The 21,303-nt window shown below is 60.7% G+C and carries 24 protein-coding genes; 10 read left to right on the forward strand and 14 right to left on the reverse strand.

Annotated elements, in window-relative coordinates:
• Positions 1-66: 66 nt before the first annotated feature.
• From ACW9I6_RS19610 to ACW9I6_RS19620, 3 genes are all read right to left on the reverse strand, one after another.
• Positions 67-1,614: a SulP family inorganic anion transporter gene (locus ACW9I6_RS19610; protein WP_008439613.1), complete on the reverse strand. Its 1,548-nt coding sequence runs from the start codon at positions 1,612-1,614 to the stop codon at positions 67-69.
• A gap of 85 nt (positions 1,615-1,699) precedes the next feature.
• Entirely contained in the window at positions 1,700-2,431 is a 732-nt protein-coding gene (locus ACW9I6_RS19615) for a carbonic anhydrase (protein WP_003214859.1), read from the reverse strand.
• Between the two features lie 196 nt (positions 2,432-2,627).
• Positions 2,628-3,686 (reverse strand): PA0069 family radical SAM protein, encoded by a 1,059-nt coding sequence (locus ACW9I6_RS19620; RefSeq protein ID WP_003214861.1) that lies wholly within the window; start codon positions 3,684-3,686, stop codon positions 2,628-2,630.
• A gap of 221 nt (positions 3,687-3,907) precedes the next feature.
• On the opposite strand from ACW9I6_RS19620, the gene ACW9I6_RS19625 reads away from it, so the two are divergent.
• Entirely contained in the window at positions 3,908-4,159 is a 252-nt protein-coding gene (locus ACW9I6_RS19625) for a hypothetical protein (RefSeq protein WP_087694556.1), read from the forward strand.
• A gap of 54 nt (positions 4,160-4,213) precedes the next feature.
• On the opposite strand, the gene ACW9I6_RS19630 is transcribed toward ACW9I6_RS19625, so the two are convergent.
• From ACW9I6_RS19630 to ACW9I6_RS19640, 3 genes are read right to left on the reverse strand one after another with little or no spacing between them, the layout of a single operon-like run.
• Positions 4,214-5,497, reverse strand: coding sequence for a c-type cytochrome (locus tag ACW9I6_RS19630; protein ID WP_457339698.1), 1,284 nt, complete (start codon positions 5,495-5,497; stop codon positions 4,214-4,216).
• 12 nt (positions 5,498-5,509) lie between these two features.
• Positions 5,510-7,294: a GMC family oxidoreductase gene (locus ACW9I6_RS19635; RefSeq protein ID WP_003214867.1), complete on the reverse strand. Its 1,785-nt coding sequence runs from the start codon at positions 7,292-7,294 to the stop codon at positions 5,510-5,512.
• A 2-nt stretch (positions 7,295-7,296) separates the two neighbouring features.
• On the reverse strand, positions 7,297-8,037 hold the full coding sequence (locus tag ACW9I6_RS19640; protein ID WP_003214869.1) for a gluconate 2-dehydrogenase subunit 3 family protein: 741 nt from the start codon (positions 8,035-8,037) through the stop codon (positions 7,297-7,299).
• 283 nt (positions 8,038-8,320) lie between these two features.
• Between ACW9I6_RS19640 and ACW9I6_RS19645 the strand changes: the two genes are divergently transcribed.
• Positions 8,321-9,007, forward strand: a complete 687-nt coding sequence (locus ACW9I6_RS19645) for a tyrosine-protein phosphatase (RefSeq protein WP_087694559.1) — start codon at positions 8,321-8,323, stop codon at positions 9,005-9,007.
• A 27-nt stretch (positions 9,008-9,034) separates the two neighbouring features.
• Here ACW9I6_RS19645 and ACW9I6_RS19650 read toward each other — a convergent pair whose 3' ends face one another.
• Both ACW9I6_RS19650 and prlC read right to left on the reverse strand, forming a co-directional pair.
• Positions 9,035-9,307 (reverse strand): YheV family putative zinc ribbon protein, encoded by a 273-nt coding sequence (locus ACW9I6_RS19650; RefSeq protein ID WP_003214872.1) that lies wholly within the window; start codon positions 9,305-9,307, stop codon positions 9,035-9,037.
• Entirely contained in the window at positions 9,304-11,355 is a 2,052-nt protein-coding gene (gene prlC / locus ACW9I6_RS19655) for an oligopeptidase A (protein WP_003214874.1), read from the reverse strand. The genes ACW9I6_RS19650 and prlC overlap by 4 nt, the downstream gene beginning before the upstream one ends.
• 102 nt (positions 11,356-11,457) lie before the next feature.
• On the opposite strand from prlC, the gene ACW9I6_RS19660 reads away from it, so the two are divergent.
• Together ACW9I6_RS19660 and ACW9I6_RS19665 are read left to right on the forward strand one after the other, a co-directional pair.
• A complete protein-coding gene (locus tag ACW9I6_RS19660) occupies positions 11,458-12,000 on the forward strand; it encodes a gamma carbonic anhydrase family protein (protein WP_003214876.1) in 543 nt (180 codons plus the stop codon).
• An 11-nt stretch (positions 12,001-12,011) separates the two neighbouring features.
• A complete protein-coding gene (locus ACW9I6_RS19665) occupies positions 12,012-12,665 on the forward strand; it encodes an HAD family hydrolase (RefSeq protein ID WP_457339699.1) in 654 nt (217 codons plus the stop codon).
• A gap of 96 nt (positions 12,666-12,761) precedes the next feature.
• On the opposite strand, the gene ACW9I6_RS19670 is transcribed toward ACW9I6_RS19665, so the two are convergent.
• Positions 12,762-13,817, reverse strand: coding sequence for an aminopeptidase (locus tag ACW9I6_RS19670; protein ID WP_457339700.1), 1,056 nt, complete (start codon positions 13,815-13,817; stop codon positions 12,762-12,764).
• 142 nt (positions 13,818-13,959) lie between these two features.
• On the opposite strand from ACW9I6_RS19670, the gene ACW9I6_RS19675 reads away from it, so the two are divergent.
• Entirely contained in the window at positions 13,960-14,382 is a 423-nt protein-coding gene (locus ACW9I6_RS19675; RefSeq protein ID WP_032899915.1) for a PA0061/PA0062 family lipoprotein, read from the forward strand.
• Here ACW9I6_RS19675 and ACW9I6_RS19680 read toward each other — a convergent pair whose 3' ends face one another.
• Positions 14,383-14,622 (reverse strand): DUF1161 domain-containing protein, encoded by a 240-nt coding sequence (locus ACW9I6_RS19680; protein ID WP_003214887.1) that lies wholly within the window; start codon positions 14,620-14,622, stop codon positions 14,383-14,385. It abuts the gene before it with no gap.
• Between the two features lie 113 nt (positions 14,623-14,735).
• Positions 14,736-15,167 carry an OsmC family protein gene (locus ACW9I6_RS19685; RefSeq protein WP_008439587.1) on the reverse strand — a complete coding sequence of 144 codons (432 nt, stop codon included), beginning with the start codon at positions 15,165-15,167 and terminating at the stop codon, positions 14,736-14,738.
• Positions 15,168-15,384: 217 nt separating this feature from the next.
• Here ACW9I6_RS19685 and ACW9I6_RS19690 point away from each other — a divergent pair, with 217 nt between their 5' ends.
• Positions 15,385-16,386, forward strand: a complete 1,002-nt coding sequence (locus ACW9I6_RS19690) for an LLM class flavin-dependent oxidoreductase (RefSeq protein ID WP_008439586.1) — start codon at positions 15,385-15,387, stop codon at positions 16,384-16,386.
• A gap of 118 nt (positions 16,387-16,504) precedes the next feature.
• Here the strand turns inward: ACW9I6_RS19690 and ACW9I6_RS19695 are convergent, their stop codons facing one another.
• Together ACW9I6_RS19695 and ACW9I6_RS19700 are read right to left on the reverse strand one after the other, a co-directional pair.
• Positions 16,505-16,732, reverse strand: a complete 228-nt coding sequence (locus ACW9I6_RS19695; RefSeq protein WP_003214893.1) for a DUF1161 domain-containing protein — start codon at positions 16,730-16,732, stop codon at positions 16,505-16,507.
• A gap of 117 nt (positions 16,733-16,849) precedes the next feature.
• On the reverse strand, positions 16,850-17,065 hold the full coding sequence (locus ACW9I6_RS19700) for a dodecin (RefSeq protein ID WP_008439585.1): 216 nt from the start codon (positions 17,063-17,065) through the stop codon (positions 16,850-16,852).
• 156 nt (positions 17,066-17,221) lie between these two features.
• On the opposite strand from ACW9I6_RS19700, the gene ACW9I6_RS19705 reads away from it, so the two are divergent.
• Positions 17,222-17,548 (forward strand): DUF883 family protein, encoded by a 327-nt coding sequence (locus ACW9I6_RS19705; protein ID WP_003170746.1) that lies wholly within the window; start codon positions 17,222-17,224, stop codon positions 17,546-17,548.
• On the opposite strand, the gene ACW9I6_RS19710 is transcribed toward ACW9I6_RS19705, so the two are convergent.
• Positions 17,545-18,441, reverse strand: a complete 897-nt coding sequence (locus tag ACW9I6_RS19710; RefSeq protein ID WP_457339701.1) for a LysR family transcriptional regulator — start codon at positions 18,439-18,441, stop codon at positions 17,545-17,547. The genes ACW9I6_RS19705 and ACW9I6_RS19710 overlap by 4 nt on opposite strands.
• 109 nt (positions 18,442-18,550) lie before the next feature.
• Here ACW9I6_RS19710 and trpB point away from each other — a divergent pair, with 109 nt between their 5' ends.
• The 3 genes from trpB (at position 18,551) to ACW9I6_RS19725 (ending at position 21,170) form a co-directional block, all read left to right on the forward strand.
• Entirely contained in the window at positions 18,551-19,777 is a 1,227-nt protein-coding gene (trpB, locus tag ACW9I6_RS19715; protein ID WP_003214899.1) for a tryptophan synthase subunit beta, read from the forward strand.
• Positions 19,777-20,586: a tryptophan synthase subunit alpha gene (trpA, locus tag ACW9I6_RS19720; protein WP_003214901.1), complete on the forward strand. Its 810-nt coding sequence runs from the start codon at positions 19,777-19,779 to the stop codon at positions 20,584-20,586. The genes trpB and trpA overlap by 1 nt, the downstream gene beginning before the upstream one ends.
• A gap of 140 nt (positions 20,587-20,726) precedes the next feature.
• A complete protein-coding gene (locus ACW9I6_RS19725; RefSeq protein ID WP_003214903.1) occupies positions 20,727-21,170 on the forward strand; it encodes an anti-virulence regulator CigR family protein in 444 nt (147 codons plus the stop codon).
• Positions 21,171-21,303 lie beyond the last annotated feature (133 nt).

Raw genomic sequence — 21,303 nt, forward strand, 5'->3', positions numbered from 1 at the left:
ACACATTCAGTGACTGACACTGCGCCTTCGCGAGCAAGCCCGCTCCCACATTTTGATCCGGTTTCGTCAGCCAACAGACGGCGCCGAGCCTATTCCGGTCGTCGTTCTTACCCGCCCCTCCAACCTGCGCTTCAACCCCCGCGCCTCGATCATCAGCTTCGAGCCCTTGGCCGCATTGGCCCGACCCCATTCCTCCAATAGCTCAAGGCAGGAGTGGTCGATATAACTCAGGTTACTGAGCGGCACATGCAAGGTGGTCCCGGCGGGTACCGTCGACAGCACCTGGGTCAATGCAGGCACCTTGAGAAAGGTCCCGGCCCCCGTCAATCGCAGCTCCATCTCGCCCTCCTGCGGCAGGTCGATCAGGCTTATCTTCAAGCGTGAGGCCTTGAACGCCAGCTTCACCAGCGTCAACCCGAAGCCCACCAACACACCCGTCAGCAGGTCGGTAAAGATGATCGCCAGCGCCGTCGCCGCGTAGGTAAACATCGGCATTCGCCCGTAGCGCGCCAGGCCACGAAACGCCTTCATGTCCACGAGCTTGATCCCGGTGTACACCAGCACACCCGCCAGGCTTGCCACCGGAATGCTTTGCAGCACACTGGACAGCAACAGCACGAACGCCAGCAGCCATAAGCCGTGGAACATCGCCGACAAACGCGTGGTAGCGCCGGCCTGGACGTTGGCCGAACTGCGCACGATCACACCGGTCATCGGCAGGGCGCCGACCAGGCCACACAGCATGTTGCCCACACCTTGTGCCGACAATTCCTTGTCGAAGTCGGAACGCTGGCCACTGTGCATACGGTCGACTGCCGCCGCCGAAAGCAGCGTTTCAGCGCTGGCGATAAATGCCACGGCGAAGGCCGCGATCAACAGATTGGGATCCGCCAGGTTCAGCAGGTCGCTGGGGCGCAGCCAATCGATGGCATCCGCGAGGTTTTCCGGCACCTCCACCCGCTTGACCTGCAACGCCAGCACCAGGCTGGTGACTGTCGCCAAACCCACGCCGAGCAGGGCGCCGGGGACGAAGCGCAGTTTTTGCGGGCGGAACTTGTCCCACAGCCACATCACCATAATCGTCGACAGCCCGAGCAAACCGGCCTGCCAGCCGAGCCCGCCGCCCAATGTGGGGATCGCCTGGATCAGTGCCGCAGGGAAGCCGGCAAGGTTATCCAGCCCCGAGGGCTTTGGCACACCGTCGAGCATCACGTGTACTTGCGACAGGACAATCAGCACCCCGATCCCCGCCAGCATCCCGTACACCACTGCAGGCGCAGTCACGCGGAACCAGCAGCCCAGGCGCAAACGCCCGGCCACCAATTGCAGGAAGCCCGCCAGCAACAGGATCGGCCCGAGCATGGCCATGCCATGCTGGCGAACCAGTTCGAACACCAACACCGCCAAACCTGCCGCCGGACCGCTGACTTGCAACGGCGACCCCGCCAGCCAACCGACCACCAGGCCACCGATGATGCCGGTGATCAAGCCTTTGGCCGGAGGCATTCCGGACGCGATGGCGATCCCCATGCACAGCGGCAGGGCGACCAGAAACACAACCACGGAAGCCAGCAGCTCCCGTGGCAGCACAGCTTTCAATTGAGCAGCACGCATAATGACTCTCCCGAGGCATTCGCCGGGCGTGGCAAGGCCTGGCTGCTCGAACGGCAGCCATCGCGTTACCCGACAGGGGATTGTTTTAGAAGCGCGCTTTAGGCGTCGCGGATGGAATCGGCTGGGTACCGTTCAAGGGCAGGAACGCTGCCTGATCCGCATCGTAGGCCCTGATTTCGCTGGTCTCGATGTCGTAGACCCAGCCATGGATAAACAAATGCCCGTTGGCCATGCGCGAGGCCACGGAGGGATGAGTGCGCAGGTGCTGCAGTTGGGCGATCACGTTTTCTTCGGTCAGCACGTGCATGCTTTCGTGTTCGTTGGCGCAATCGCAGTTGTCCTGGACCATGGTCTTGGCGACCTCGGCGTGGCGCAGCCAGGCCTTTACCGTGGGCATTTTTTCCAGGCTTTGGGGGTTGAGCACCGCGCGCATGGCGCCGCAGTCGGAGTGGCCGCAAATGATGATGTGCTGCACACCAAGGGCCAGTACCGCGTACTCGATAGCCGTTGAAACACCGCCGTTCATCTGCCCATAAGGCGGCACGACGTTACCGACGTTACGGGTCACGAACAAATCCCCAGGGGAGCTATGGGTGATCAGCTCGGGAACAATGCGCGAGTCGGCGCAGGTAATGAACATCGCCCGCGGGCTCTGGGCCGTGGCGAGTTTTTTGAAGAGCTCTTCCTGCTGGGGGAAGATCTCGTTATGGAAATGCAAAAAGCCTTCAACGATGTGCTGCAGCGCTGCATCGGCGGATTCCGCCTCGTGAGGGGCTGAAGCCGACGCAGCCAACGGCTGTTTATCCTTGTCACTCATAATTCATCCTCTTGGTTGGAGCAGGGGAGTTTTCCAGTGCGGCCGGCGCCCGAACTGAAGCGCCGACTCATTAGTCACTCGATGAACAAGGTACCCGCCGAAACTTAACTCAAACTGAATGAGCCGCTCTAGATCGGGGCTTTCAGTGATATCAAAACGCGACTATTCCTACAGAAAAGTACGCTTATCCAGCAGTTTACAATAATGCCATCTGTCTGCCCGGCGGACAAAACGCCGTGCAATCCAGATTAAACCCTTCCCGCCGGTTGAGCCCCAATCGTTTGATCGCCTTGGCGAAACGTTGCGCCAGCAAATCGGCAAACGGCCCTTCGCCACGCATGCGTACACCGAAGCGGCTGTCGTAGACCTCACCGCCGCGCACCTGCCGCACCAGGCTCATCACATGGGCCGCGCGCTGCGGGTAATGGGCCGCCAGCCATTCCTCAAACAGCGGCGCCACCTCCAGAGGCAAACGCAGCATCATGTACGCCGCGCTTTGTGCCCCCGCGGCATGAGCTTCGGCCAGCAGGCTTTCCAGCTCGCTGTCGTTGATCATCGGGATCATCGGCGAACACAGCACGCCCACCGGGATCCCCGCCTCACGCATCACCCGGATCGCCCGCAGCCGGGCCTTGGGCGCAGCCGTGCGCGGTTCGAGGATGCGCTTGAGTTCATCGTCCAGGCTGGTGAGGCTGATCATCACCGCCACCAGCCGCTGCTGCGCCAACTCGGTCAGCAGGTCGAGGTCCCGCAGGATCAGCGAGCCCTTGGTAATGATCGTCACCGGATGACGGTAGCGCAGCAGCACTTCGAGGGTTTGCCGGGTGATCTTGTACTCGCGCTCGATGGGCTGGTACGGGTCGGTGTTGGAGCCCAGGTTGATCGGCGCGCAGGTGTAGCCCGGTTTCGACAGTTGCTGCTCAAGCACGTCGGCGGCGTTGGTCTTGGCGATCAGCTTGGTTTCGAAGTCCAGCCCCGGCGACAGGTCCCAATACGCGTGGCTGGGCCGCGCATAGCAGTAGATACAACCATGCTCGCAGCCGCGATACGGGTTGATCGCCCGGTCAAACGGGATATCCGGCGAGCTGTTGCGGGTAATGATGGTTTTCGCGGTCTCGATACGGACTTCGGTGCCCTGGGTCTGTGGCACTTCCTGATACCAACCGTCGTCTTCCGCCACGCTGACGGTGGGCGCAAAACGGTTGTGCAGGTTGGTGGCCGTGCCGCGCCCGCGAGGCGGCAAAGGGACATTCATAGTCAGACCTCATAAACTGTATCCATATACAGTATTCGAGAAGATCGCTTTTCACCAGCACCACTGGGCGGCGCGGTCTAGCATCGACCTTCGCACGAACGGAATGACACCTTCCTACATGTAACCAAACAAGAAATAAATCGCGACATATGTGACATGGATAAAGTTATTAACACATCGCTATGATCACAACTTAACTCATTACCACCTACAGGATATTTATGTCTCAGGATGAACTACGCTTTACATGCGAAGACTTTGAAAAAGATAACAGCCCGGAAGTATTAATGGAGCGCTTTACCGACGGTAAACTGTCCTACGCCATGTATGCCTCTTCCTCCAACAGGGACGGGCACTACGACACCACATCCTCCACCACCGACCTGGATAACGACGGCGACTTCGATGAACAGGACAAGACCATCTTCCTGAACATGGCGAATAGCTTTGTAAAAACCTGCGCCCCTCGATAATTAATCGGCTAGTTGCCAGGCTTATATATAAAACTATAAACCTGGCAACTGACACTACTTCTCTGAAGTTTGATCAGCTTCGGTAGTTACTGCATCTTTTCGCAAGTCTTTCACTTGCGAAGCCTTTACAGGCTCTCCCTTATTACCCCAACTGTCCCGAACGAAACTGACGACATCCGCCACTTCCTGATCCGACAGCCGCCAGGCAAACGCCGGCATGGTGAAGGTCGAAGGTGCCGTATGCGTCGCCGGCAACGTGCCGCCGTTCAACACGATGTTGATCAGCGACGTCGCATCCGCCGTCTGCAATACCGGGTTGCCCGCCAGCGCCGGGAACACGCGGGTGTAGCCGTGGCCGTCGGTACGGTGGCACGCCGCGCAGTTGTCGATGTACACCGAGGCACCCGGCTTGCTGTCATCACCCTTCCACAGCGCATCGGCGACCTGCTTGTCGTACTGGTGCGGCTGATCCTTGGGATCCACCGCCGGCAAGCTCTTGAGGTAACGGGCGATAGCCGTCAGATCCTCTTCCGACATGTACTGCATGCTGTGGACCACAACGTCGCTCATGCCGCCAAACACCGCGCTGCGATCACTGCGCCCGGTCTTGAGGAATTGCACCAGTTGGTCTTCGCTCCAGCTTCCCAGGCCGTCCTTGTGGTCGCCCCGCAGGCTTTTGGCAATCCAGCCTTCCAGCGGCGCACTGCCGGACAGGAAAGCGCTGCCATCCGACGCACTCAGGGATTTTTCCTGCATGGTCAGGGCCCGTGGCGTATGGCAGGCACCGCAGTGGCCAAGGCCCTCTACCAGATAAGCGCCACGGCTGATCACCGGGTCGGCGCCCGCCTGGGCCTGGTAGTCCTCAACCTTGGGGGCGAACATCCAGCGCCACCCGGCCAACGGCCAACGCATGCTCAACGGCCAGGGAATGTCGCTGTCCTTGTTCACCTGCGCCACCGGCTCCACGCCCTTCATGAAGTACGCGTACAGCGCCTGCATGTCGCTTTCGCTGACCCGCGCGTAAGACGGGTAGGGCATCGCCGGGTAAAGCGTACTACCGTTCTTGGCGACGCCATGGCGCACGGCCTGGTCGAAGTCTTCGAAGCTGTAGTCGCCCAGGCCGGTTTTATCCGGGGTGATGTTGGTGGAGTAGATGGTGCCGATCGGGGTTTCCATCGGCAGGCCACCGGCGAACGGTTTGCCGCCCTTGGCGGTGTGGCAGGCCACGCAGTCACCGGCGCGCGCCAGGTATTCACCCTGTTTGACCAGATCGGTTTCAGCCGCACTCACCGAGCAGCTGCTGAACAAAGCCAGGGACGCGATAACAAATGCTTTCATGGTCATCGCTCCTTATGCCTGAACCAGTGGGCCGGGGTTTTTCAGGTACTGCTCGCGAATTGCCCGCGCCGACCAGTAGGTCAATGCCGCCACCAGGCCCGTAGGGTTGTAGCCCAAGCCTTGTGGGAACGCGGAAGCGCCCGGGACAAACACGTTGTGTACGTCCCAGCACTGCAGGTAGCGGTTCAAGGCACTGGTTTTCGGGTCGGTGCCCATGATCGCGCCACCGTTGAGGTGGGTGGTCTGGTAAGACGCGGTGTTGAAGTGCTCGCCCACCTTTTTGCCCAGCAAGGCAATCGCCTTGGGGTTCATCGCTTCGGCGATCTTGCTCATTTTTTCGACCATGAAGCGGTTCATCTTGATGTCGTTTTCCTGCCAGTCGAAGGTCATGCGCAGCAGCGGCAGGCCGTAGGCATCGCGGTAAACCGGGTCCAGGTCGAGGTAGTTGCCACGGTAGGATTGGTGGGCGCCATGGGCATCCATCGACACCTGATGGGTGTAGTAATCAGCCGTGGCGCGCTTCCACGCGCTGCCCCAGGCCGGCGTGCCCGGCGGGTTGGAGGTACCGGCAATCGGCCGGCTGCCCGCCTGGTTGACCCACATCGGCGAGCCGCCCACAAAGCCGTGAGGCCCATGGTCGAAGTTGTCGGCGTTGAAGTCATCGACCGCCACGCCATTGCCGCCGGCACCGATAAAGTTGTTGGTGTGCACGTCCTTGTCGAAGAACGCCTTGATGGTGGCCATGTTCTGGTAGGCGAAGTTGCGGCCCACCACGCCCTCACCGGAGATCGGGTCGTAGGGTTTGCCGATGCCCGACAGCAGCATCAGGCGCACGTTGTTGAACTGGAAGGAACCGAGGATCACCAGGTCCGCCGGCTGCTCGCATTCTCGCCCCTGGGCGTCGACATACGTCACGCCGGTCGCCTTGCTCCTGGTGCTGTCGAGATTGACCTTCAGCACGTGGGAATTGGGCCGCAGTTCGAACTTGGGTTCCTGGCGCAAGGCCGGCAGGATGTTCACGTTCGGCGAAGCCTTGGAATACATGTAGCAGACATAACCGCTGCAGAAGCCGCAGAAGTTGCACGGGCCCATCTGGGCGCCGTAAGGGTTGGTGTACGGCCCCGATGTATTCGCGGAAGGCAGGTTGTAGGGCTTGTACCCCACGGCCGTGGCGGCCTTCTGGAACAGCTGTGCGGAGACTGTGTTCTTCTGCGATTCCAGCGGGAAGTGATTGGAGCGATCCGGTGCGTAAGGGTTGCCGCCCTTGCCTTCGCCCACCAACTGGCCTTTTACCGTCCAGGCTTGCCCGGAGGTGCCGAAGACTTTCTCGGCATAGTCGAAGAATGGTTCCAGCTCTTCATAGCTGACGCCGAAATCCTGGATGGTCATGTCCTTGGGAATGAAGTTTTTCCCGTAGCGCTCTTCGTAATGGCTGCGCATGCGCAACTCGATCGGGTCCACCCGAAAGTGCACGCCGGACCAGTGCAGGCCTGCACCGCCGACACCGTTGCCAGGCAGGAAAGCGCCCAGTTGGCGGTTGGGCATCGCCACGTCATTCACGCTATGGCGAATGGTCACGGTTTCCTTGGAGATGTCCTGGAAGAGCTTTTTACGCACGCTGTAGGTCAGTTCGTCGATGACCTGGGGATAGTTGCCGTCCGGGTAGGTGTCCTGCATCGGGCCGCGCTCCAGCGCTACCACGTTGAGGCCAGCTTCCGTCAGCTCCTTGGCCATGATCGCGCCGGTCCAGCCAAAGCCGACAATCACTGCATCCACTTTCTTCATGATGGTCGCCACGTTTACGCCCTCTCGCCACGGATCGAAACAGCCGGGAAGGGGTATTGCTCGTTGCGTTCAACCCAATCCATGAAATCGGCGCGGGCGCCGGGGAAGCCGATCATGGTCCAGCCGACCATGCCTTTGTTGCCACCGTGGACCGGGTCGCAAAAGAACCCTTCCTTGGTGTTTTGCAGCAACAGATTGAAGAAAATCTTCGGCGGGACGCTGTCGAATTGCGCGTCGCCGGCCTCCAGGCGCTGCAACAACTTTTCCTGGGTAGCGCTGTCTTGCTCGGCAAATAGCTTACCGTTCATCGCTTTCGACCAGGCATCCGTGGCAGCGATGCCCAGGCGATAGATCTCCTTGGGCACCAATTTGCTCTGCCAGCCCATTTCAGGCGGCGCGTCGGCATTGAACGGGCCTTGCATGAACCACAGGGCACCCGCCGCGTACGGCGTGTTCATCTGACGGTCGATGTATTCCGGCGCGCCGGCTTCCAGGGCGCCTGGGCCCTGGTCGTCCGCCGGGATCAGGCGCGCAACGGCCGCGTTGATAAAGGCCCATTCCTCGGCAGTGAAATAGCTCGGCTCATAGGCCTTGCTGCTGACGGGCGCCTTCTCCGGGCTGGCTTGAGCCGGTTCGGGAACCGCCATCAGCATCGAACCGCCCAGGCCCGTGCTGGCGACAGTGACCACGGGGATCAAGGTCAAGGATTTGCGTAAAAACTCACGCCGGGGGTTGTCTTGATCTTGATCAGACATGGTGGCACCTCATCATGTGGTCACGGATTTATCAGCCGCTTCGAGGAACGACTTATAGTTTTGGCAGTAAATGGGATCCAAAGGACCCAAGGGGATAGAACACAGCAGCAATCAATAGTTACAAAGGATAGCAGGCTAAGGATCGGGGAAAATCGATTCAGCGCGAAAAAACCTGCTCGGAGCCGGCTTATTCACGATTCTTTGACGAGCACCTCACGCGGCATTGACCCCCTGTAGGCGAATCTGGGCCCCATCAGCCCCTTCCTATTCGGTTACATCGCGCATGTTCAAGAATCAATTGCTGCCTGCCCTCAGCCTCGTGTTCATGGCGTTGTTCACCACCGCACCCTCCCAGGCCGAAGAGCTCACGCCCATCCGTTCATCGGAATGGGCCCAGCCTGTGGGCAATCAATACAACCTGTATCAAATGACGCCCACGCTCTATCGCAGCGCGCTGCCGGATAGCGGTGCTGTTCCTGTATTGGAAAAGCTCAAGATCGGAACGGTGATCAACTTTTTGCCCGAGTCAGATGCCAACTGGCTGAAATCACCCGGCATCAACCAGGTGCAATTGTCCTATCGCACCAACCATGTCGATGACGCCGATGTGCTCGCAGCGTTGCGCGCGATTCAGGATGCCGAAGCCAACGGCCCGGTGCTGATGCACTGCAAACACGGCTCTGACCGCACGGGCCTGATGGCGGCGATGTATCGGGTGGTGATTCAGGGATGGAGCAAGGAAGATGCGCTGAACGAAATGACCTTGGGCGGCTTCGGCGCCAGTAGCGGCTTCAAGGACGGCGTTCGCTACATGATGAAGGCGGATGTCGACAAGTTACGCACTGCACTGGCCAACGGTGAATGCAGCACCAGCGCCTTTGCGCTGTGCTCGATGAAAAGCTGGCTGAATACCGCGGACAACGCCAAAGACCCGGCCGAGGAAAAAACCGCCTGGGTGGTCGCTCCCTGAGCCATCAACCCAGGGAGCGCTTCTCGGTCAGTCTTTTTTCAGCTTCGGATTAGGGAAGAACTGCACCGCCTGCACCTTGGGGTCCGGTGCTTTCAACGCCGACGTATTGACCCGCGTACCCAATTCCTTGGGCACTGACAGACCTTGTTCATTCAGCGTGTCGGAGTAGCCGCAAGCCACGCATTCGCGGTGCGGAACATCGTCCTCGCTCCACATCATCAACTTGTCCGGCTCGCTGCACGCCGGGCAGACTGCCCCGGCGATAAAGCGTTTTTTGGTTTTCACAGGTGCTTCACTCATGCTGCCGCGTCCTCACTCAGGCCGCTGTGGCGCAAGAGTGCGTCAATCGACGGCGCCCGTCCGCGGAAATCGACGAACAGCACCATCGGTGCCTGGGAACCGCCACGGGCCAGGATCGCCTCGCGGAACGCTCGGCCAGTCTCGGCATTGAGCACGCCATCTTCTTCGAACTTGGAGAAGGCATCGGCCGACAGCACTTCCGCCCACTTGTAGCTGTAGTAACCCGCGGCGTAACCGCCAGCGAAGATATGCGCGAAGCTGTTGGGGAAGCGGTTGTAGGCGGGCGGACGCATCACCGACACCTCATCACGCACACCTTCCAGCACCTGCAGCACGCTGCGGCCATCGCCGTGGGTGGCGTGCAGCTCGAAGTCGAACAGCGAGAACTCCAACTGGCGAACCATCATCAGGCCGGACTGGAAGTTCTTCGCCGCGAGCATTTTTTCCAGCAGGTCTTGAGGCAGCGGCTCACCGGTTTCATAGTGACCGGAAATCAGCGCCAGGCCTTCCGGCTCCCAGCACCAGTTCTCCATGAACTGGCTCGGCAACTCCACCGCATCCCAGGCCACGCCGTTGATGCCGGACACGCCGGCGTGCTCGACACGGGTCAACAGGTGGTGCAGGCCGTGGCCGAATTCGTGGAACAGCGTGGTCACTTCATTGTGGGTCAGCAGGGCAGGCTTGCCGCTGTCGGCCGGGGTGAAGTTGCACACCAGGTTGGCCACCGGGCTTTGCAGCACGCCATCAACCGTGCGGCGACGGTCACGGGCGCCGTCCATCCAGGCACCCCCACGCTTGTTGGCGCGGGCATACAGGTCGAAGAAGAAGCGGCCGACGTGCTGGCCGTTTTCCTTGATTTCGAACAGGCGAACATCCGGGTGCCAGGTGTCGAAGCCTTTCTGCTCGGCGATCTCGATGCCATACAGGCGTTGCACGATGGCGAACAGGCCGCTGAGTACCTTGTCGATCGGGAAGTAGGCGCGCAGGGCTTCCTGGGAAACGCTGTAACGCTGCTCACGCAGTTTTTCGCCGTAGAAACCGCTGTCCCAGCTTTGCAGGTCCGCGCAGCCTTGTTCGGCGGCATAGGCCTTGAGCTGTTGCAGGTCCTGGGTGGCAAACGGCTTGCTGCGCTTGGCCAGGTCACGCAGGAAGCTCAGCACCTGGTCGCTGGACTCGGCCATTTTGGTGGCCAGGCTCAGCTCGGAGAACGAGGCGAAGCCCAGCAGTTGCGCCAGCTCCTGACGCAGGTCGAGGATCTGTTCCATGACCGGGCCATTATCATTCTGACCGGCATTCGGGCCTTGGTCCGACGCGCGGGTGCAGTAGGCTGCGTAGATTTCTTCACGCAGGGCGCGGTCGTGGGCGTAGGTCATCACCGCGTAGTAGCTTGGGAATTCCAGGGTGATCAGCCAGCCGTCGAGGCCCTTGGCCTGGGCAGCCGCAGCCATTTGCGCCTTGGAGGAATCGGTCAGGCCGGCGAGGGTTGCTTCGTCAGTGACGTGCTTGGTCCAGGCCTGGGTGGCATCGAGCAATTGGTTGGAGAACTTGCTGCCCAGTTCGGAGAGCTTGCTCTGCACTTCGGCATAACGCTTTTGCTGTTCAGGCGGCAAATCGATACCCGACAGACGGAAGTCCCGCAGGGAGTGTTCCAGGATGGTTTTTTGCGCCACGTCGAAGCCGGCGGCTTCCGGGCTGTTGGCCAGGGCGTCGAAGGCCTGGAACAACTCGCGGTTCTGGCCCATCTCGGTGGAGTAGGCGCTCAGTGCCGGCAGGCACGCCTCGTAGGCTTCCCGCAGTTCGGCGCTGTTGCACACGGCATTCAGGTGGCTGACCGGGCTCCAGGCGGCACCCAGGCGGTCATTGAGTTCGTCCATGGCCAGGACCAGCCCGGCCCAGGTCGGATTTTTACCCTGGCTTTGCAGGATGCCTTCGATGGCGACGCGGTTGTCGGCGAGGATCTGTTCAATGGCCGGCTGTACGTGCTCGGCACGGATCGCCGAGAACGGCGGCAGGTCGTAGGACTGCAGAAGAGGGTTGTTCGCGCTCACGGTGGGCACCTTGGCTGAAGAAACATGTAAGAACAAAGATGGGGCCATCTTAATTACAATCAACGCCCACCGCAGCTATCAGCAGAAGAGAGAGAGCCTATCGTGACCCTTCGCACCTACCAGAATCACACGCCGGCCCTGGCCGCCGGGGCTTTCGTCGATGCATCGGCGGTGGTGATCGGCGACGTCGAAATCGGCACCGACAGCTCGGTATGGCCGCTGACGGTGATCCGCGGCGACATGCACCGCATCCGCATCGGTGCGCGCACCAGCGTGCAGGACGGCTGCGTGCTGCACATTACCCACGCAGGCCCCTTCAATCCTGATGGTTTCCCGCTGCTGATCGGCGACGATGTGACCATTGCCCACAAGGTCATGCTGCATGGCTGCACGGTAGGCAGCCGGATCCTGATCGGCATGGGCAGCATTGTGATGGACGGCGCCGTGGTGGAAGACGAGGTGATCATCGGCGCCGGCAGCCTGGTGCCGCCGGGCAAGAAACTTGAGAGCGGTTTTTTGTATGTTGGCAGCCCGGTTAAACAAATCCGCCCGCTGACTGACAAGGAACGGGCATTTTTCACCTACAGCGCCGCGAACTACGTAAAGCTCAAAGACCTGCACCTGGCCGAAGGCTTCGACCAATGACAAGGACACCCATGCATTACCAGACCGTTTTGTTCGACCTCGATGGCACCCTCACCGACCCGCGCGAAGGCATCACCCGCTCGATCCAGTACGCCCTCGCCAAACTGGGGATCGATGAGCCGGACCTGACCAAACTTGAGCACTTCATCGGCCCGCCGCTGCTGCAAGCGTTCATGCAGTTTTATGGCTTCGACGAAGCCAAGGCCTGGGAGGCGGTGAATTTCTACCGCGAGCGCTTCAAGGTCACCGGCCTGTACGAAAACCGCGTGTTCGACGGCGTGATGCCGCTGCTTGAGGAGCTGAACGGCCAGGGCCGCCAGCTGTATGTGGCCACGTCCAAGCCTTGGGTATTTGCCCGGGAAATCGCCCGGCATTTTGATTTCGCCAAGCACTTCAAGGTGATCTACGGCAGCGAGCTGGACGGCACCCGCACCAACAAGGTCGAGCTGATCGCCTACCTGATGGCGCAAGAAAGCCTGGACCCGGCCAGCACCTTGATGATTGGCGACCGCAAGCACGACCTAATCGGGGCCCGCAGCAATGGGCTGGATTCGGCGGCGGTGGGTTATGGGTTTGGCAGCCATGAAGAGCTGAGTGCCGAGGCGCCGACCTGGCATTTCGAAACGTTGACCGAGCTGTATCAGGCGTTTTTGCAACGGCCTTGAATGCGCTATCGCAGGCAAGCCAGCTCCCACATTTGATCACGGTCGGCCAAGACAACTCAGTCAAATGTGGGAGCCGGGCTTGCCCGCGATGAGGCCCTACCGGCCAACCACTTGCCCGGATCCCTCCAACGCCCTCAGGGCCGCCTTGCGCTGATCCACCGGCAACCCGCCCAGCTTCTCCACCGCCGCAAAGAACCTCGGCCAATCCCCGCCTTCCTGCCGGAACAACGCGACGAACGCCGGCACCCACTGGTCATACAGCCCAAACGGCAGCAACCTTGCGTTGTTCATCGGTAGGTTGACCCAGGCGTCATAACGCTTGTCGCCACCCCACTGGCTATCGCGCATGTGCCGGTAGTCACGGCGCAGGCGCTCGAATTCAGCCGCCTTGGCCTGGCGCATGGCATCTGCCGCCAGCGGCTGCGCATACAACTGCTCCAGGCGTTTGCGGGTATCGAGCACCAGCCGGGTGAACTGGTCGCGCTGTTTCAGCGCTGACTCGCTGGCAGGCGGCAAGCCTTGGGCGGCGCGCCATTGCCGGGTACCTTCCTGCTCGACGAAGGTGGCGTACGACTCGTTGAACTCGGTGTCGTCCTTCACATAAAACCGCTGGTGCGCCAGCTCATGAAAAATCAGCGTGGCCAGGCGCTCGTCCCCCCAGCTCATCATCGAACTCATGATCGGGTCGTTGAACCAGCCGAGGGTGGAATAGGCCTCCACGCCGCCAATCGACACATCCATGCCTTGCTGCTTCAACAAAGCCGCCTGGCCGCGTGCGGCGCCCTGGTTGTAGTAGCCGCGATAGGCCACGCAACCGGCAATCGGGAAGCAGTGGGTTTGCGGCGACAGGGAAAATTCAGGCGTGGCGAACACGTTCCAGACCACGTAAGGACGGCCGATATCGGCATACAGCCGGTAACTCTGGTTATCCGGCAGGTGCAGGTGTTCGCTGGCGAAGGTGCGGGCTTTCTGCGATTGCGCCAAGTGCTCGCGCAGCACCTGTGGCCGGGACGGGTCGGCGACGACCGCGGAGACCGGCTCCCGGGCACGCAGCAATTGCCATTGGCCGTCTGCCAGTTGGCTGTAATAACTGACGCTGGAACAGCCGCTGAGCAACAGCAGCATGAAGCCGGGAAGCAAACGCCTGACCATTAAAACCTCTCGCCGGTAACCATCCCGCCAGACTATCTCGCCTGTGGGGAATTTTTCCATGGCGTGGCGTGTTTATACTCACAGGGAGCGTGCTGCCGAACGCAGCCGTTCAAAAAACCATTCCTACAGTTGAGTGCTTAACATGCGTCAGCTACTGCTTCCCGTCGCCGCGATTTTTCTCAGTGCCTGTGCGTCGACGCCACTACCGCCGGTTGATCCACACCAGGCCTGGGTCGACTTCGCTACCCCGACACCCGGCGCCAAGCTGGTAATGGCGCAACGCCTGGACGGGAAAAACCTGAACGACGGGCGCTTCTTCCAGGTGCCGCCAGGCAGCCATGAATTGATGGTGCGTTTTGATTTCGAGGTGCCTACCGGCGGCAGTTTCGGCGGGTTTGGCCAAACCACTGACCGTACCTGCTTCATGACCCTGCAATACGACCGTTTCGAGGCGGGCCAGCGCTATCGCCTGGAAGGGCGCTCACTGGGCTACAACCCGAATATCCGGCTGTACAACAAAGCGGGTCAATTGCTGGCCGAAGAACGTAGCGTCAACTGCATCTGATCAGTCGTTGTTCTTCTGGTAGACGATGGCTTTGGTGCCATTCTCACAGCTGCCGACAACCATGGCGCTGTCGTGCTTGTCAGCTTCTTCCTTGGTGACGATTTCGAGGGTATAGGACGGAACGGCATTCGCCTGGATTTTGACCTCGATCTCCTTCCTGAGCTCTTCACAATCTTTTGGCGCCGCCAGCGCCGACGTGGCCAGTGCACAGCAGATAACCGCCAAGGCAATACGTTTCATGTGTGAAGCTCCCTGAATGCACGCGCACGGGTGTGCGCTGAGTCTGCAATCGGCTATTCGACCACATTTGCACCTGCAGGGGCGAGCAAGCTCACCCCTGCAAGGGGGTTGCATCAACTAACCAGCGTGCCATCCAGGGTAATGGTTGCATTCAGTACCTTGGACACGGGGCATCCTTCCTTGGCCTTTTTGCTCAGCTCATCGAACTGCGCCTGGCTGGCGCCCGGGATCTTCGCCTTGAGGGTCAGGTGCACGGCAGTAATCGCAAAGCCACCGTCCACTTGGTCCAGGGTCACTTCGGCCTGGGTGTCGATGCTGTCGGCCTTGAGCCCGGCATCGCCGAGAATCATGGAAAACGCCATGGAGAAACAACCGGCATGGGCTGCGCCGATCAGTTCTTCAGGGTTGGTGCCCTTGCCACCTTCGAAACGGGCCTTGAAGCCGTAAGGCGCTTCACGCAGAACGCCGGTTTCGGTGGAAATGGAACCCAGGCCAGTCTTCAGGTCGCCTTCCCAATGCGCGGATGCTTTTTTAACAATACTCATAGCGGTCTCCTCGAACGGTGGTTTTGCGTCAGTAAGGGTTCTGAGGATAGACGCCACGGCAAAGTTCATCTTGTCGGAGAAACCTAGCGATTAAGTAGGAAATTTCACCATCGCTATTGAATCTCGGGTATATGCCCTCATTGCATAGGACATGCACATGAAGCGGCAGGTTTTGGTTCGTCTAAGAAGCCTGCGCCCCCATTGGAGAAGCAGGCTTATGAAATCGCTGTCCGACGTAAAGTTCTCGACCCTCGACCTCGTGCCCGTGCGCGCCAACGGCAGCCCGGCGCAGTCGCTGCGCAATTCCCTGGACCTGGCCCAGCACGTGGAAAAATTCGGCTACAACCGTTTCTGGGTCGCCGAACACCACAATATGGACGGCATCGCCAGCTCGGCGACCTCGGTATTGCTGGGTTACCTGGCCGGCGGCACCTCGACGATCCGTGTCGGTTCCGGTGGCGTGATGCTGCCCAACCACGCACCGTTGGTGATCGCCGAGCAGTTCGGCACCCTGGAAAGCCTGTACCCGGGCCGCATCGACCTGGGCCTTGGCCGCGCACCAGGCTCCGACCAGATGACCGCCCGCGCGCTGCGCCGTGAACGCTCCGGCAGTGCCGATGATTTCCCGGAAGACGTGGCAGAACTGATGGCCTACCTTGGCCCGCGCACCCCGGACCAGCGCGTGATCGCTGTACCCGGCACGGGCACCAATGTGCCTGTGTGGCTGCTGGGCTCAAGCCTGTTCAGTGCACAACTGGCGGGCGAGCGCGGTTTGCCTTACGCCTTTGCCTCGCATTTCGCACCGCGCCTGATGCATGAAGCGATTCGCGTCTATCGCAACCACTTCAAGCCTTCGGCCGTGCTGGACAAGCCCTACGTGATGCTCGGTATCCCGCTGGTAGCTGCCGACACCGATGAGCAGGCCGACTACCTGGCCACCTCGGTGTACCAGCGAATTCTCGCGCTGATGCGTGGGCAAAGCCTGGTGCAGCGCCCGCCGGTCAAGACCATGGACGGCCTGTGGCTGCCCCATGAGAAAGACGCCGTGGGCAGTTTCCTCGGCCTGGCCATGGTGGGCAGCCCGCAGAAGATCCGCGCCAAGCTGGAGGTGCTGGTGGAGCAGACCGGCGCTGATGAGCTGATCTTTACCTGTGACCTGTACGAACATGCCGACCGGATTCATTCCTACGAGCTGCTGGCGCAGATCATGAAGGGCTAAATCCAGGAGTGAGGCGGGACGCAGAGCATCCCAGGCTTCATTCCCACGCGGAGCGAGGGATCGCAGGCATAAAAAAACCGACGCACTTGCGTCGGTTTTTTACGTCTGCAACACGGGATCACCCGCGCTTGTAGGCGATTTCCTTGGTACCGGCTTCACAGCTGCCGACAACCGTGTGGTCACTAGGTGCAGCACCTTTATCCACGATTTCCAGGGAGTAGCCCGAAGCGCCTTTCGCGTCGATTTTCGCCGCGATCTCGCTTTTCAGCTCTTCACAAGGCTTGCCCGCCGCCAGGGCTGTGCCCGCAATGCTCAACAAACCTACCGCCAACAAAAAGTTCTTCATCCGTCACTTCCTTGGGTTGATCGAAAGGAAGCACGTCGCCGCTCGTCACGTCGACGTGCCTAAAGGTTGTAGCGGAGTTTATGGCAATCGGCCAGCGCGCAAGTTCAACCGGCTCAATCAACTACTGGCAATTCGGAACCCCACCTTGAGGGTGACCTGGAAATGCGCAGCCTTGCCGTCCTTGATGTGGCCACGGGTTTCGGTCACTTCAAACCACTCCAAGTGCTTGATGCTCTTGCTGGCTTCAGCCAGGGCATTGTTGATGGCCTCCTCGATGCTGGTCGCGGAAGAGCCCACCAGTTCGACTTTCTTGTAGGTGTGATGATCACTCATAAGTTTTTCTCCTGGGGTCGTTAATCAAGACTAGCAGTGAATTCTCGTACTGCTTCTGGCGGCTATTGCGATGTGAAAGTTCAGATTTACTGCACTTTCTGAAACCGCCGCAGTCGGAAACAACACACGCCACTCAATCACTCCAGGAGAGCCCACATGGCCAACACCTCTTTACGCAAAGCGTCATTGGAAAGCATGGAAGCCGAGATTTCGAGCCTGCTCAAGTCTTTGGAAAGCCTCAAGGACGATGCGTCTGACGAGTCGCGCAAAACCCTGAAGGCCCTGAAAAGCAATGCCGAGAACGCCCTCAAGCATTCTCGCCACCTGATCAGCGATGCCTACGAAGAAAGCAAAGTCAAAATCCGCGAAACCGGTGTTGCAACACGGGACTACGCGCAAGAGCATCCATGGACTACCGCCGGTGTTGCCGTCGGCGCGCTAGGTCTGCTGGCGGCCTACTTGCTGTGCAAACGCGGCGATTAAACGTCCTGGCGCGCAAGCTCAGCCTTGAGCCACTGCGCCAGTTGCCCGGCGCGCCCATCTGCGGCGCGCTTGGGTAGCCACAACGCCAGTTGCGCCGGGGTTTCACTGAAACCCCACGGCGCAACCAGGCGACCCGCTCGCAGGTCCTCTGCCACCAGCGGCTCAGGCGCAATTGCTACCCCTAGCCCGGCCACCGCCGCCTCCAGCAAATAATACAAATGCTCAAACCCCTGACCGTACTTCAACGCGCCAGCGTCGATCCCATGGTGCTGCGCCCAGCTGGGCCAGGCTTGCGGGCGTGAGGTAGTGTGCAACAGGGCCTCACTCAGCAGCGCCTCGGGAGGCGCCTGGCGCAATCGCTCGTAATGGGTAAAACGCGGGCTCATGACCGGGCCGATGCGTTCGCTGGCCAATTCGTACACCTGCATATCCGCCGGCCATGGGGGTTCGGCGAACACCAGCAGCGCGTCCAGGCCGGGGCGACGCGGGTCAAGATCGCCTTCACCTGCCGACAGATGCAGGCGCAAATCCGGCAACTCGGCGTTCAGGCGCCCCAGACGCGGAATAAACCAGCGCGCCAGCAGGCTGCCGGAGCAGCCGAGCACAAACGGCGCATCGGCACTGCTTTGCGTGAGCTCGGCGCAGGTGTCCCTCAGTCGCTCGAAGGCCTCGAAACTCGCATCTCGCAGGCGAATGCCGGAATCTGTGAGTTTGAGGCCGCGCCCGTCCTTGGCGAACAGGCTTACACCAAGGTGTTCTTCCAACACCTTCAGCTGCCGGCTGACCGCACCATGGGTCACGTGCAGTTGCTCAGCGGCCTGGCTAACGCTGTTCAGGCGCGCAGTCGCCTCAAAAGCGCGCAAGGCATTCAGCGGTGGGAGGTCTCGGCTCATCTGTGAGTTTTCCTGACAGGTTGTGGCGATCTTATCGGTTTTCACGCGGAAGCGTCAGGGGTAGAGTGACCGTCATTGCCTCTTACACATTTTCTACCTGGAGCGTCCCATGACTCAGACCCAGACCGATTTACGCAACGGCCCGGATGCCAATGGCCTGTTTGGTTCGTTCGGCGGCCGCTACGTGGCGGAAACCCTGATGCCGTTGATCCTTGATCTGGCCCGCGAATACGAAGCGGCCAAGATCGATCCGGCCTTCAACGAAGAACTGGCCTACTTCCAGCGCGACTACGTCGGACGCCCAAGCCCGCTGTACTTCGCCGAGCGCCTGACCGAGTTCTGCGGTGGCGCCAAGATCTACCTCAAGCGCGAAGAGCTGAACCACACCGGCGCCCACAAGATCAACAACTGCATCGGCCAGATCCTGCTGGCGCGGCGCATGGGTAAAAAACGCATCATCGCCGAGACCGGCGCCGGCATGCACGGTGTGGCCACTGCCACCGTCGCCGCGCGTTTCGGCCTGCAATGCGTGATCTACATGGGCACCACCGACATCGAGCGCCAGCAGGCCAACGTATTTCGCATGAAGCTGCTGGGCGCTGAAGTGATCCCGGTGGTCGCCGGTACCGGCACCCTGAAAGACGCGATGAACGAAGCGCTGCGTGACTGGGTCACCAACGTCGACAGCACCTTCTACCTGATCGGCACCGTGGCCGGTCCGCACCCGTACCCAGCCATGGTTCGCGACTTCCAGGCCGTGATCGGCAAGGAAACCCGTACCCAACTGCAGGCCCAGGAAGGCCGTCTGCCCGACAGCCTGGTGGCGTGCATCGGCGGCGGTTCCAATGCCATGGGCCTGTTCCACCCGTTCCTGGATGACACCAGCGTCGAGATCATCGGCGTTGAAGCGGCCGGCTACGGCATCGAGACCGGCAAACACGCGGCCAGCCTCAACGGCGGCGTCCCGGGCGTACTGCACGGCAACCGTACCTTCCTGCTGCAGGACGACGATGGCCAGATCATCGACGCCCACTCGATCTCCGCGGGCCTCGACTACCCGGGCATCGGCCCTGAACACGCCTGGCTGCATGACATCGGCCGCGTCCAGTACACCTCGGTGACCGACGACGAAGCCCTCGACGCCTTTCACAAATGCTGCCGCCTGGAAGGGATTATTCCTGCACTGGAAAGCGCCCACGCCTTGGCCGAAGTGTTCAAGCGCGCACCGACCTTGCCGAAAGATCACCTGATGGTGGTCAACCTGTCCGGCCGTGGCGACAAAGACATGCAAACCGTGATGCACCACATGGAACAATCCAAGCAGGAGAAACACTGATGAGCCGCCTGCAAACACGTTTTGCGCAACTGAAAGAACAAAACCGCGCCGCCCTGGTGACCTTCGTCACCGCTGGCGACCCGGGGTATGACACCTCGCTGGCGATCCTCAAAGGGTTGCCGGCGGCCGGCGCCGATGTGATCGAGTTGGGCATGCCCTTCACCGACCCGATGGCCGACGGCCCAGCGATTCAACTGGCCAACATCCGCGCGCTGACCGCCAAGCAGAACCTCACGAAAACCCTGCAAATGGTTCGCGAGTTCCGCGAGGGCAACAGCGACACGCCGCTGGTGCTGATGGGCTACTTCAACCCGATCCACATGTACGGCGTGCCACGCTTTATCAGCGATGCGAAAGAAGCCGGCGTCGACGGCCTGATCGTGGTCGACATGCCGCCGGAACATAACGGCGAGCTGTGCGACCCGGCCCAGGCTGCCGGTATCGACTTTATCCGCCTGACCACGCCGACCACCGACGACGCGCGCCTGCCGACCGTGCTCAACGGCAGCTCAGGGTTTGTGTACTACGTCTCGGTGGCCGGTGTGACCGGCGCCGGTGCCGCGACCTTGGAACACGTCGAAGAGGCCGTGACCCGTCTGCGTCGGCATACCGACCTGCCGATCAGCATCGGTTTCGGCATCCGCACCCCGGAGCAGGCCGCTGCAATCGCCCGCCTGGCAGACGGTGTGGTGGTGGGGTCGGCACTGATCGACCACATCGCCAACGCCAGCAATGATCAACAGGCCATCGACGGTGTATTGACCCTGTGCTCGGCGCTGTCGGAAGGTGTACGCAACGCCCGTAAGTAAGCGGCTCGTAAGCGGTAGGTAAAGTTCCTGATACAGAGGAATCATGCTGGCAAATCAGCACCTAAGCTAACAAGACCAAGGGATTTCGAACCCGGTTCGAAATCCCTTTTTTGTTCGTGCAGTACTGAGGAAACAGCCCCATGAAAATCCCCAAACGTTTGATTGCAGGTGTAGGCGTGCTGGTGCTTGGCGCCAGCGCCCTGGTCCAAGCTGCGCCCTATGATCAGGGTGGCGGACCTGACCGTGGTGGCCCACAGGGCCAGCACGATCAACGTGGCGATGACCATCGCGGGCCGCAGGACAACCACCGTGGTGGGCCGCCTCAGGACTTTGGTCCTGTGAGACAGGTCATCCGCGACAACCATGGCGACTTCCGCCGTGGCGCGCCGCCGCCTCCCGGCATCCACCTGGTGCGCGGCCAGCGCCTGCCGCCAAACTACTATGGTGAGCGTCTGGACCCACGGGCGCTGGGCCATCTGCCGCAATACCCTGGTTATGAATGGCGCCGTTCGGGCGGGGACATCGTGTTGATCGCCGTTGGCACCAGCATCGTCTATCAGATTCTGGATGGCGCGCTGTACTAGAGCCGGACTGCTTTTGTGGTGAGGGAGCTTGGTGTGGCTAGGGAGCTGGTGTGGCTGGGGAGCTGGTGTGGCGAGGGAGCTTGCTCCCGCTGGGCTGCGCAGCGGCCCCAAAATCCTGGGAGCGCTGCGCACT

The sequence above is a fragment of the Pseudomonas sp. SDO5522_S412 genome (genome assembly GCF_054071215.1).